Source organism: Gilliamella sp. App6-5 (assembly GCF_001690525.1).
Lineage (GTDB): Bacteria > Pseudomonadota > Gammaproteobacteria > Enterobacterales > Orbaceae > Gilliamella > Gilliamella apicola_H.
This window is the reverse complement of sequence record NZ_LZGT01000041.1, coordinates 119,383-131,648: the sequence shown is the minus strand read 5'-3', so window position 1 is coordinate 131,648 and position 12,266 is coordinate 119,383. Positions and strand designations below refer to the sequence as shown.

Annotated in this window: 9 protein-coding genes; 1 reads left to right on the top strand and 8 read right to left on the bottom strand. The window is 34.8% G+C overall.

The features are described from left to right. Positions 1 to 7: 7 nt before the first annotated feature. On the bottom strand, positions 8 to 1,510 hold the full coding sequence (locus tag A9G24_RS05630) for a helicase HerA-like C-terminal domain-containing protein (protein ID WP_065638160.1): 1,503 nt from the start codon (positions 1,508 to 1,510) through the stop codon (positions 8 to 10). 161 nt (positions 1,511 to 1,671) lie between these two features. On the opposite strand from A9G24_RS05630, the gene A9G24_RS05625 reads away from it, so the two are divergent. Further along, positions 1,672 to 1,902: a YdcH family protein gene (locus A9G24_RS05625; protein ID WP_065638159.1), complete on the top strand. Its 231-nt coding sequence runs from the start codon at positions 1,672 to 1,674 to the stop codon at positions 1,900 to 1,902. 631 nt (positions 1,903 to 2,533) lie between these two features. On the opposite strand, the gene A9G24_RS05620 is transcribed toward A9G24_RS05625, so the two are convergent. From A9G24_RS05620 to A9G24_RS05590, 7 genes are all read right to left on the bottom strand, one after another. Then, positions 2,534 to 3,400: a hypothetical protein gene (locus A9G24_RS05620; protein ID WP_065638158.1), complete on the bottom strand. Its 867-nt coding sequence runs from the start codon at positions 3,398 to 3,400 to the stop codon at positions 2,534 to 2,536. A gap of 2 nt (positions 3,401 to 3,402) precedes the next feature. After that, positions 3,403 to 6,210, bottom strand: coding sequence for a phage tail protein (locus A9G24_RS05615; protein WP_065638157.1), 2,808 nt, complete (start codon positions 6,208 to 6,210; stop codon positions 3,403 to 3,405). Then, entirely contained in the window at positions 6,180 to 6,398 is a 219-nt protein-coding gene (locus A9G24_RS05610; RefSeq protein WP_065638156.1) for a hypothetical protein, read from the bottom strand. Before A9G24_RS05610 ends, A9G24_RS05615 begins: the two co-directional genes overlap by 31 nt. Next, positions 6,398 to 6,637: a hypothetical protein gene (locus A9G24_RS05605; protein ID WP_065638155.1), complete on the bottom strand. Its 240-nt coding sequence runs from the start codon at positions 6,635 to 6,637 to the stop codon at positions 6,398 to 6,400. Before A9G24_RS05605 ends, A9G24_RS05610 begins: the two co-directional genes overlap by 1 nt. Positions 6,638 to 6,649: 12 nt before the next feature. Next, on the bottom strand, positions 6,650 to 7,435 hold the full coding sequence (locus tag A9G24_RS05600) for a phage BR0599 family protein (RefSeq protein WP_065638154.1): 786 nt from the start codon (positions 7,433 to 7,435) through the stop codon (positions 6,650 to 6,652). Then, a complete protein-coding gene (locus A9G24_RS05595) occupies positions 7,419 to 8,624 on the bottom strand; it encodes a hypothetical protein (RefSeq protein WP_141673080.1) in 1,206 nt (401 codons plus the stop codon). The genes A9G24_RS05600 and A9G24_RS05595 overlap by 17 nt, the downstream gene beginning before the upstream one ends. Positions 8,625 to 8,767: 143 nt before the next feature. After that, a complete protein-coding gene (locus A9G24_RS05590) occupies positions 8,768 to 11,965 on the bottom strand; it encodes a tape measure protein (protein WP_065638152.1) in 3,198 nt (1,065 codons plus the stop codon). Positions 11,966 to 12,266 lie beyond the last annotated feature (301 nt).

The following is a 12,266-nucleotide window of genomic DNA, read 5'->3' as shown; positions in this document are numbered from 1 at the left end:
AGTTTTATTATTTTTTAAAACCACCTAATATGCCACGGGTGATCTGTTTACCAATTTGATTAACAATTTGCCTTGTTGCACTTTTGGCTATTTGTTGAGTAATACCATCATGTTGACCTCCTTTTGGTCCTTTTTTACCAAAAAGGACAGTGCTTAAAAAATTAAGCAATCCACCATTATTTTGCTTATTGCTTATATCGTTATTCATATTTTGGTTAGACAAGTTATCTAATGGAAATCCATTTTTTAATATTTCATAAGCCGATTGTCGATCTAAGGTTTGCACATATTTATTGTAAAAATCGGATTGATGAATAATAGATGATTGATTGTCTGGCGACATTGATCCCATTTTTGAACCTGGCGCAATAATATAACCACGCTCAACCATATTTGGGCTACCCTTTTCATCTAAGAACGAAATGAGTGCTTCACCAACACCTAATTCCATTATCGCTTTTTCAGTGTCAAAACTTGGATTTGTGCGCATGGTTTGCGCGGCTGCTTTTACCGCTTTTTGGTCTTTAGGGGTAAATGCGCGTAAAGCATGCTGCACACGATTACCTAATTGCCCTAAAACTGTATCAGGAATATCGCTTGGGTTTTGCGAGGCAAAATAAATCCCAATCCCCTTAGAGCGAATTAAGCGCACAACTTGCTCTATTTTTTCTAATAATGCAGGTGAAATGTCATTAAAAAGTAAGTGAGCCTCATCAAAAAAGAAGACAAGTTTAGGTTTATCAAGATCACCAACTTCTGGCAAATACTCAAAAAGTTCTGATAATAGCCATAATAAAAAGACTGAATATAATTTAGGCGAGTTATATAATTTGTCGGCCAATAATATGTTAACTATGCCATGACCTTCAGGATTAACTTGCATTAAATCTTGAATATCGAGCATCGGTTCGCCAAGAAAAAACTCAGCACCTTGTTGCTCTAGGGTTAGCAATCCGCGTTGGATTGCACCAATTGACGATAACGAAATATTCCCGTATTGTGTGGTGAATTTTTTAGCATTATCACCCACAAATTGAATTAATGCTCGCAGATCTTTGAAATCAATTAATAATAAGCCGTTATCATCCGCAATTTTAAATGCTAACTGTAACACGCCTGCTTGAACGTCATTTAAATCAAGTAATCGACCAAGTAAAATCGGTCCTATATCTGACACGGTACTGCGAACAGGTATCCCTTTTTCAGCAAAGACATCCCATAATTCAATGGATGACGAATCTGGTTGCCAGTTATCGACTCCAATGCTAGCTAAGCGAGCTTGTAGTTTTTCAGATAATATGCCCTTTTCACCAATCCCTGTTAGGTCACCTTTAATATCAGCAAGAAAAACAGGTACGCCTATTTTTGAAAAACCTTCAGCTATTTTTTGTAATGTAACTGACTTGCCGGTACCCGTTGCCCCAGTAATTAAACCATGACGATTAGCTAATGAAGCTATAATAGATAAATCTTTATCATGGCTTTTGGCAATTACAATCGATTCACTCATGGATTAACCCACCTTAGAATTTTGTGATTAAAACAGCTGTGTTATAAAAATAATTTCGCTATTAAAACAATTTTTCTATTAATGCGACAAATAATATTGTATTCTGAATTGGCAATAGCTGCTATTGTTATTATTCTATTTAGCCTATATAAGGAGGCGCTATGTTTCCAGAATATCGAGAAATCATTTCTAAATTAAAGAATACCGATTTACGTTTTCAAAAATTGTTCGATCAACATAATGAGCTTGATCAAAAGATTAAAAACATTGAATCAGGCATTATTATCAATACGACCGAAACAATAGAGGCATTGAAAAAACAAAAACTTAAAATTAAAGACGAAATTTACGAAATTTTAAGAAAAGCGTCTGATACTCATTTAAATTTATAATTAATTACAGCTTATAAATATTTTAATTAAGAGAATCTTAATATATCGACAAAGATTAAATAAAAAACCAATCATTTTGTTAAATTGCTGTCAAAGTACTCGCTCTTTAGCGAGTACTTTAAACTAATAGATTAGAAGAATATTTAATCAACAGAGGTTTTCTCTTATGCCTAGAAAGCCAATAACAGCAATACAAGAAAAATATAGAGCAAATCTTACTTGAAATGCTGATCCCTGCCAATCATCTTATTCAAAAAATAGCGAAAGCAATTGATATTGCGTCGAGAATCTGTCACTTCAGTTATTGTATAAATAATAGTTGTCCAGAAAAATATCTTATCAAACTTTTTAAAATCAAACTGTTATTCATCTTTTGGATACCCGCTGTAAGTGACGAATGGTTAAAGAAATTCAGGTTAACCTAGCTTACCGATGCTTCCTAGGTATGGGATTAACTAGAATTTTCTGAAAGAATTTATGTTCACAGATCACGATAAACAACACACTACCAATTTACATACATCAAACACAAAAGCACAATATGATATTACTGATGTTGTGATGTTATATGATTAAATTGATTATTGTAAGTTGAAGATTGGTAGTGTGATATGATCTATGTGAATATGAACTATGCAATGATATTATCAATAGCTACTGCGTTTTTTACGCCTCCTTTTTTGTCAAACGCAATAGCGTAATAATCAAATTTATGCCTAATTCTAAAGACAACATCTCCATTTTCGTCACTTTGATGTTTTGCTATTAAGTCGCCATTTAATCTGGAATGCAAATAAATATCTTGGGTTGGCAGCGGAGTTCCATCCTGATCTTTAACTTTGGCTGTGATGTATGTTTTATTTAATAACCAATAAATAACATCGTTGACAATATTCATCGCGTCATTAGTTAACTCAATATTAAAAGGATACCCAATAAAAGCGCAATCCGCTACAAAAGGTTGACCTTTTAAATTTAAATCGCCTTTACGAAATACAGCACAAGTAACAGATGGCAAGTAATAATTACTTTGGAATCGATAAATTGTCAATGGAGTCATATCTTTTGGTGTTGTTTTGTTATCATCATAGATATAATAAAACCAAGAGGACTTGTTAGAACTCTGATAGACTACAATCTCTTTTTTACGATAATTCATTTGAATAACATCATGATTATTTATAACTTTTGTATGACGCTGATTGGACGAATAACCTAAATTATTTGAAATGCCTATCGAAGTTATAGATCCACCAGTCCCGCTGGTACCGCCAGCTATCACTGGAATCCCTTTCTCGAAGCATTTTTTGATCGGTTCTCCTTTTGTTTGTTCACATGAATTTCTATAATCCATTATTAGTTCAAATGTTGATAAATAACTTTCATTATAGTCACTTGATGTTGTATCACAAAAAAACACCTGATGATCTTCACTAAGCGCAGTAATCATCGCTTTAACATAATCTTCTCTATCACTGCAAATAACTATTTTTGCCATTTTTAACCCTCAAATTTAAATTCTAATTCGTTTTGTCTTTCTTTATTGAAAATAAACTCAATATCTTTACCCACAATAATGCTGTGCCTAAATTTCTGACTTGATTCTAAATCATTTTTGATGCTAGATAATTCAATAGATAAATCCCCTTTTTTTAGATGGCTAATATCAAACGAAAAACTTGGTTCTTCGGTTATTGTATCAATAAGCGTATTTGTGAAATGCCGTAATACAATGCGATATTTTACATCCGGTTCAACAGTTACACTCCCTTCATACCACCCGACCATGACGCCAGATGTTTGCTGCAACCTATTTCTTGACGACCAGTTAATGTCTATTGTTTTATCGAGTATTGATGCAGGATAATAGCAACCATTGATAGTAACATTAGCAGGAGGGTAAGGCCGTATCGCCCGTCCATTAATATCAATAACACGCCCCGTTGCATCTTTGGGATCAAGTGAACCAGTTGAGGTGCTTGTAATGATACGACAATCAACCCTGTCACCCTCGTAATAGTCTTCTGTTTTTATCGTTAACTGTCCTCCACAAAAATAGACTCGACTATTTTGATTATGTATTTCGGGTATTGTGTCAAGACAACCTCGTTTTACAGTTAATTGATTACCATTACACGATTCAACAAATAGAATCTCATCATCAATTAAAATCCAAGTGTATTCACTGTTTCTCGGCGCATTATCTAGCGTAATAACAGATTCCATTTTGTTAATTTGCTGTACTAATGTTCTCATTTCACATTCAGTGAGGCTTTCTGCATTATCAAAATTATTAGACAGCGATGTGACCAATTCCGCCAGAATCATATCATTAGGTAAATCAATAACAGCAGAAGCAATTTGTCCTGCCAAATCATTGCCACCTTCTAATAACCGATCTACTGTTTTTTGTCCGTAGTTATACACTAGTTCATAATAAGGCGATTCAACGATAATAAAGTTTTTGACAGGTTTTGCTACACCATTATCCGCAGGTAAGGAAATAGGTGGTTGAGTGCTGACAACAGATGAAGTAGGCAATGAAAACACATCTCGGGAACATTCAATCGTTACCTGATTACTTTTTTGTGTGCCATAGTCAACAGAGATTATTCGCATTACCACATTGCCCAATCCCAATTGTGGCATATTTAATAGAAACACATCTCCTCGACTCAACATTCTACCGTCTAAATTAAGCGTTAGTGTAACAGAAGCAAGATCAGAAGATAAATACGCTAAGTCCCTCATCGCCAATCGAGAAGCCAAAGAACGACTATATACAGTATCGTATGTGACTGTTGTATTATTTTCTCGACCAGCCATTGTAATTAGTGCATCGTCGCGAACTGTGACCGAACCTTGTTTATAATCATTTGTTCTATCAATAAAATTGACTGTAACAGAATTAATCATCTCAGTGACAATATTTTTTTTGATATCCGAAATTTTAACAATATTTGTTTTATCAAATATTGGTAGTTCATCAATATTGTAATTATTTCTGATCAATTTTATTTCAAACTGATTTGTTTGCGCATTTTGATCAAGCACACAATCAACCGTTTTTTCAATATTCTTCTTTAAATCTTCAAATTTACTCTGATTGTTCCAAAGATAAGATAACCCAAGTTTTTCTTGATAAAATATATCTGCAGCTTGCTTGAATGATTCCTCATTAATAATATTCTGCACTGACTGCGAATTAAATCCCGTATACTGGCTTAACACCAATTCTCTCAGTATATGTGCTGGATTCATATCTGCATTTGAACCATGAATAGCATACATCATTGTGTCATAAATTAGGCTAGAATCAGAACCAACAATAACGGGGACGCCATCCTCTGGTGTGTTGTCGATCTTTGCACTTAAAGATACATTATGATTGCCAACATTAATGCAATAAATATCAACACCTCGACCGTTGGCTATATTAAATCTGCCCGATTTATTAATTAGATCATGAATATCATTATTTTTAATAGAATCGACATTCTCCAACTCGCCGTCACTCACGAAGATACAACAACGGTTCATATCAAAATTAATCACTTCTTTAAAAAAAGAGACAGATGCACTCAAAACAGACTCAAGATTCTCTCCTCCCACAATCTTCAAGTCATCAATAAATGATAAAAGAGGTGAAATATCATTTTCTGATACCTTTCTAATTAATTTAGTTTGCGGTGAACCACCTTGATATGTTGTGATCAGTATATCTAATCTTGACGAAGTTAGATCCATAGAAGTTTCAAGATTATTAATTGCTCGTTTCATTGCTGTTTTTAGTGCAGTAATGCGTGACCCACTCATGCTATTAGATGTGTCTAAAATAAAATGTATCGCTGTGTTACCTAGTCCGCCTTCAGATCTAATTTCAGCTTTTTCGTTATACCATTGAGGTGTTTTTTTTGCATCTTGATAATGTATGCGTTGTACAACAACCGCTATATCTTTTAAATACGGATTGTTTCCCCAATAAAAATGCTTGAAAACTGCACCAGCAACATAACGATACGCCGGTACAATTTGCGAAATCTTGCTAGCTAGGTAGCTATTCCGGCTATGTTTATCATGACCTGAATAAACATCAACGCTTCCAGATACGCCACCCTCTCTAGATTCTCCACCGAAAAGAGATGGTTTATCAACAAATAACGTCCCATCTTGCAACGATCCTTTCCATGCAATTCTGTCTGCTACGCTGATATTAATCAATTTATCAATCGTACCTTGGCAAAAGATCATACTAGTACCAGCGTAATATTTGTAACCTACTGTTTGTTTCTTTTTGCTTCCGCCCATATTCTCCGCCTAGCTTGTTCTATTACTTGATTTGCCATTACGTCATTAATTTTTATTAAAATTTCAGCATCAATACCATTTTTCAAAAAATCGGACCAATCTAATCCATGACGTTTAAAAAAAGCTCTTCCACCTGAACTACATTGTCGTGCTGCAATTAGATCTTCACGCTTAACAATTAACTTCATTATTTTTTACCGCCTTTCTTTCTAATAGCTTTAAGCGATTTATCACCTACCCAAGTGTAAATTGGATTTGTTATTTTAACTGTGCCAAAAACAATTGGTATCTCTGTCCCTTCGGTTGAAGTACCAGTTTTAAACTCATCCGCTTCTATTTTTTGTTGGTTTTTTTTACCGTGCGATCCAACCACACCAACAATTAAACCAACAACAACAGCAACCAATGCTGCAACTAATGCAAACATAAAACCTCCTTTTCAAACAATGGAATTGCCACTATTTAGCGGCTCCAAAGGAAGGTATGGAAATCCACCGTAATTAAGTGTGTTATTAAACGTATTGCAAGAATCAAGGGTTCTTAAACATCCCTTATAGAGAATAACTGATGCAATGCCTTTACTTAGATTATCTACAAGCTGTTGATTTTTTCTAAATAAAGTGATTGAATTTTCACTATGTTCTTTAATAAATGTTTGCTCTCCTTGTGGTGTTTGTACTATTCCGCCAATGAAATATCCATTCGGAACCTCTTTTTCAAACACAACAGTTATCACATCATTTTTATAAGACGTGACATTACCTGTTATTTTAAAATCATCACGATTTAACCCACATCGTTCACCATATAGGGAATACCGACAGTTTCGCTGGACTTTATCATTTACGCCCGTTTGTCCAGCTCTTGTAATTAGCAACTCGAACGTCATTGTCATGTCTTTATCTGATGTGGAGGTTTGAGTTAGCCGACCACTCCAAGCCATCGTGACCAAATTTTTTTTATCTAATGTATAAATATCAACTAGCAGGTATTTTGTTATATCTGGTGTTATCCATTGCTGCACAATCTCATTAGTAATTGGCATAGTTATAGTGATTTTGTTTTTAGATAAAGATGCATCACGCTTTATTGCACTTCGATTAATTGATTCTTTAATATAAATATTGTTGTCGATATTTAACTCACGCATACCACTCGTATAACGATAAGTGTTTAAACCATCATTAAAAACATACAATTCCGATTGTTTAAAAATATTGATCATCAAAAACCTCTATTACTTGAATATCTGATTGTGCTTGTTGATTTGTACCGTATTCAATTTGCACCCGGTCTGTATCAAACCTACAAAGCGTTAGGCAACTGATTTTATTGACTGGCTGTTCGATAATTCTGTCGATAACAATTATTGTTTTACCATGTAAATCATTGCTTATGCTAATTATTTTTGCATAAGAGACAGCATTGTCGTGAAATAATGATAAATATTTAAATGATGGTAAATCATTGTAATGACCATTACGAATAACAATCTGATTGCCACGAACCTTTCCACCATATATATTTACATCGCCATCACATAACCAAAATGGTTTAACCCTACCCTCCCTTCGATAAATAAACTCCTTAAATTTTTTTATCTCATCAAACCCATCAAGATAAAATTTAATAGACCTTGATAATTTTGATCGCTCCCATCGTTCAATTCTAGTGATTTTACCAACATCATAATCAACAATATCAATATCTTTATTTAATATTGATTCGTTAGTGCCATAATTATTATGAAGTACCTCGATGCCAAGGTAAGTCTGTTTTTTAATTATTTTGCTATGATAGTCTGGTTGTTCGATCAACTCGATGGTTACATCAAACTGAGCATCAAAACCCGATGTTTTATACTTAGAGCTATTCAAATAACATTCTCTTAATGGCAATAAATAGGCAGCTTTATAATTATTGATTACAGGGCTTATCGCTTCCTTTTTCTCATTCGGCGGTTCTTCAAAAACAAAATCAGGTTTTAATTGACGCTCTGCATGGAACACAAACTCTAATGATTTAATTTCTGATGATTTTAACCATGTAACAACTTCATTTTTTTTGCTATCCTGATAAATCAGCAAGTTATCATCAACATGATTGTCAAAATAATTTCTGACTAGGGTTGTTCCCTGATTAATTCGACCAATGTAAACAGCCCTTAACCATTCTGGAATCAACCAAGTGCTGGTTAAATTATTACGTAGCAAATCAAGATAACGATTTCTATTGTGCGGGTGCGCTATAAATGAATAATCTAACATTACTCTAGGTAAAGAACGCAACATTATTCTATGTTCTCGACCGTCTCTTGACTCGATAATATCAGTGAGCCATTCAAAACTCTCTGTTATTCCTTCGATTGGCTGTTCAGCAATAATATTTGGCATTTCCACCTCAATTTTAGACATAAAAAAAGCCCGCAATTGCGAGCGTTAGAATCAATTTTCTATTGTATGTATATCTACATTAGATTTTTTATACTCCGTTAACAACAATCAACATATTTTTGTAATGTTACACGCATCAAGAACTAGTTAGATATCTTAGATATTTAGGATGCATTAACAATCATCGCTAACTCCTCCCCATTGTCTCTATTTATTTGCATAACTCGCTTAACCCCCTCCTGTGTTGCTAACCATTGCTCCGCCGACTCGTAATCACTCACAAGTGCAATATTAATGGTTGGTGACACCGTCTGAGGTGTGTTTTCTTGTGTTGTTGATTGTGAATAGTTATTAACTACTTGTGGACGCTGTAAGCCATTTATATCGCCTCGTTGCAATGCCTCCAGATTATCGACACCAATCCGCTGAGTTGCTGCTGCATTCATCACAAACTCTTGACCATGAACGACGCCAGCAATCTGATTTCGTGCTATATTGCCAGTGTATCCACCTGTCATAAACCCAGTTGACTGAGAACGCATCGCTGAAACGTTAGCCATCCCTGTAGCAATTGCCATTGCCGCTGCTGCTGCACCTAACGCGGGTCCGACATACGGAATTCCTGCCATAGCAGCATATGCAGCGTTTGCTGCTTGATACGTGTTAATAACTGCTTGTGCAATCGCTGCAGCTTTACCTATTCTTGCCATTGCCACATTGTTGGAGTTCTGCATCTGCGCCAGTTGTTCGAAAAATTTATTAGCCTGATTTAAAATAAATTCATTTTGTTTAGCCCAAACTTGCGCTCTTAACGATGCCGCCATTGATTGATCCAAGTTAAACTTCTCTGTTAATTCATTTATTTGCTCATACATCTTTTGGAATTGTGAGATTTGCTCACTCATTAGCACCCATGAGCCTTCGAACATACCAGCAAATGGGCTTGCACTCTCAGAATTGAGCGCATTAATTAAATCATTATATCCATAATTTTCACTATCTTTTAACTCAATCAGTGCACTAACTAAATCAGCAAAATTTTGATCTTTTCTGAGCTGAGAGTTACTTTCAAGAGAATCTTTAATAGAAAGAATTCTTACATAATTTTCATTAAGAGCTATTTTCTTTCTTAACTCATCATTTTGTACTTGAGAAAGCACCAAGCCTCTGCTCACCATATCTTGACTAACGCGATAGAGTTCGTTTTCTATGGCTCGCTGCTCTGATGAAAGTTTCATTAAATTCCACTGCTTATCTAACTCTTTGTTATAATGGCCAAGCGGATCTATTGATTCTTCATATTTATTGGTAAGCAAGGTGGTATATTCATTATATTGGCTGGCTGTAATTGATCCCTCCTTATACATAGCAGTTAATTCACTTAAGCTCTTGCTATACTCTTGCAGCGCACCTTGTATTGGTTTTAATGAGTTAAGCAGTTTATCGTGCTCTTGTGTTAACGGGGTCACTCCCTTTACAATCTTTGAGGTATCATTCTCTGGTGGCAACGGATTCATTGCGGTTTCTTCGGCAGATTTTCTTTTTTCTGTTTGTTCGAGGATGCTATTGTATCCTTCTTTTAAAAAACCACCAATTCTAATTACATAATCTGTTTTAGACACTTTTTCGAGATCATCTTTAAGCTTGTTTAACCCTCTTTCAGCCGATGAACCTAATTCAAATTTGTTAAATTTTATCGTCATTGAATCAATCTTTTCGAGGAGTGCTTTTCCTGCATCTTTATCAAAATACGACAGCACTGATGCAAACTCACGAAAGAGAGGTTGCCATAAATTGAGAATGCCAGCAATAATATCCCCAGTAAAATTTGCTATGCCTTTCCAGACAATCTCCCATGCATCACCAAGATTATTAAAAGCAAATGATCCTATTGTTGCTACCGACATTATCAATCTAACAATCGTATTAAAGTACATTTTCGATGCGTCAATAATTGCTTTAAATACGTCGTTAACCGTGACCTGCATGCCTTTGAAAGCATTATTCACCGAGTTTACGAACCCATCCCACATACCGCCGATCCATTCGATCGCTGTTGAAGCCGCCTCTTTAATATTACCCCATACCGTTATAGCGACGTCCTTTAACGATATTGTGCCATCTTCTGTAAGCTTAATTTCATCCGAAAATAATGTTAAGGCAGCAATAACGGCTGTGATCGCCAAAATTATTGCACCAATAGGATTGGCAATTAATGCAAGATTTAATCGCATTATTGTTGCAGTAGCTTTTGATACACTTTTCCCTCCCATTTCAACAGATTTTACAAATAAGGCGTGATATACAGTTGCAGCGATATATCCAGCATCAAGAACAGCCAGCGCCGCTGAGGTATTTTTTACATTATCAGAAAACCATTGAATTGCTTGAGCTATTTTATTGTTAGCACCAATTGCGTTATCCGTTTCAAAAATGTATTCCTGAATACCTGCTGTTAGGTTTGTAAAAGCACCTAGCAACCGGTTAGGTATATCATCAGCTTTCTGCGTGAACATATCAAAGCAATTCGATAAGGACTGAAAAATCACATCAGTTGTAATTTTCCCTTTTTCACCAGCATCTACAAGCTTATCTGTTGTAACATTGAGTTGTTCGGCTAAATCGCCTGTTTCTTGATTACTATTATTTATAATAGAGTTTAACTCTTGTCCTGACAACATTGCTAACATTAAGGCGCTTTGAAAAGCATTTATCTCAGATGCTGCAAAAGCTCCTGTTATTGCTAATGTAGCTAAAGCATTATTTAATGCTTCAGTGTATGTTAACTGTTGTGTTATGTTATAACCAAGTTCCTTCAGCGCAATTGCATTAGTTAAAAAGCTTTCTGCCGTTATTTCGAAACTTGAATAAGTTTCTTTAGCAGAATCTATCGTATCATCTAAACACGTTTTAAAATCAGTTAATAATGAAATAGCAACTGCAATTGCCTCAATACTTATAAAACTGAATAATGTTTTCAGTATAAAACCAAAATTTTGTGCAACAACTGACGTAGTTTCAAGTTGCACTGTAAAGTTTTGATAATTGTTTATAGCTTCTTTCAATTGGTTAGCATAAGCAATATTAATCGTTAAAGCTCGTTCAAGTGTATTATTTATTTCATTAAATGCGTTTTTGAATGTTGTTGTTTCGCTTACTGCTAATTTTATGGATTCAGTAAACGTATGGATCGAATTAAAATATTTTTTAAATGGATCATTATTAAAGCTTTTTAGCATTTTCTTCATTAACTCAAGATTTTTTTGAGCCCTTTCTGATGAAGAAGCAATGCTATCTAATTTTTTTGCTATTGAATTTGCTATGTTATCAGATACCGTGATAACAGTTGCTTCACGTGGCATATTAACTCCTTAATTCACTTCTGAAAAATAATAAGTGCTTTTGAAATAAAACCATCAGAAAACTGCTGAGAGTTACCGTCGTCCTGCCCTTCTATATTCTATAGAATTTGTGTCGCCAGATTTCCGCACTTTAAGTACGATTAATGCTGAGTTAACAATCACCATTTTGCGAATGGTTTTTTTAATTATCCGCTTGTCATCTGATAAAAAGCATTATTTAATTCAATAATCTGGCTATTTATAGACGCTGACCAACCAGTTATCACATGCGGTTCCTTAATTTGCGTAATATCTGGTAGGT

Excerpts from the sequence above, each read along its gene's own strand:
- A9G24_RS05630 (WP_065638160.1), bottom strand. The coding sequence starts at position 1,510 with ATGAGTGAATCGATTGTAATTGCCAAAAGCCATGATAAAGATTTATCT.
- A9G24_RS05625 (WP_065638159.1), top strand. The coding sequence starts at position 1,672 with ATGTTTCCAGAATATCGAGAAATCATTTCTAAATTAAAGAATACCGAT.
- A9G24_RS05620 (WP_065638158.1), bottom strand. The coding sequence starts at position 3,400 with ATGGCAAAAATAGTTATTTGCAGTGATAGAGAAGATTATGTTAAAGCG.
- A9G24_RS05615 (WP_065638157.1), bottom strand. The coding sequence starts at position 6,210 with ATGGGCGGAAGCAAAAAGAAACAAACAGTAGGTTACAAATATTACGCT.
- A9G24_RS05610 (WP_065638156.1), bottom strand. The coding sequence starts at position 6,398 with ATGAAGTTAATTGTTAAGCGTGAAGATCTAATTGCAGCACGACAATGT.
- A9G24_RS05605 (WP_065638155.1), bottom strand. The coding sequence starts at position 6,637 with ATGTTTGCATTAGTTGCAGCATTGGTTGCTGTTGTTGTTGGTTTAATT.
- A9G24_RS05600 (WP_065638154.1), bottom strand. The coding sequence starts at position 7,435 with ATGATCAATATTTTTAAACAATCGGAATTGTATGTTTTTAATGATGGT.
- A9G24_RS05595 (WP_141673080.1), bottom strand. The coding sequence starts at position 8,624 with ATGTCTAAAATTGAGGTGGAAATGCCAAATATTATTGCTGAACAGCCA.
- A9G24_RS05590 (WP_065638152.1), bottom strand. The coding sequence starts at position 11,965 with ATGCCACGTGAAGCAACTGTTATCACGGTATCTGATAACATAGCAAAT.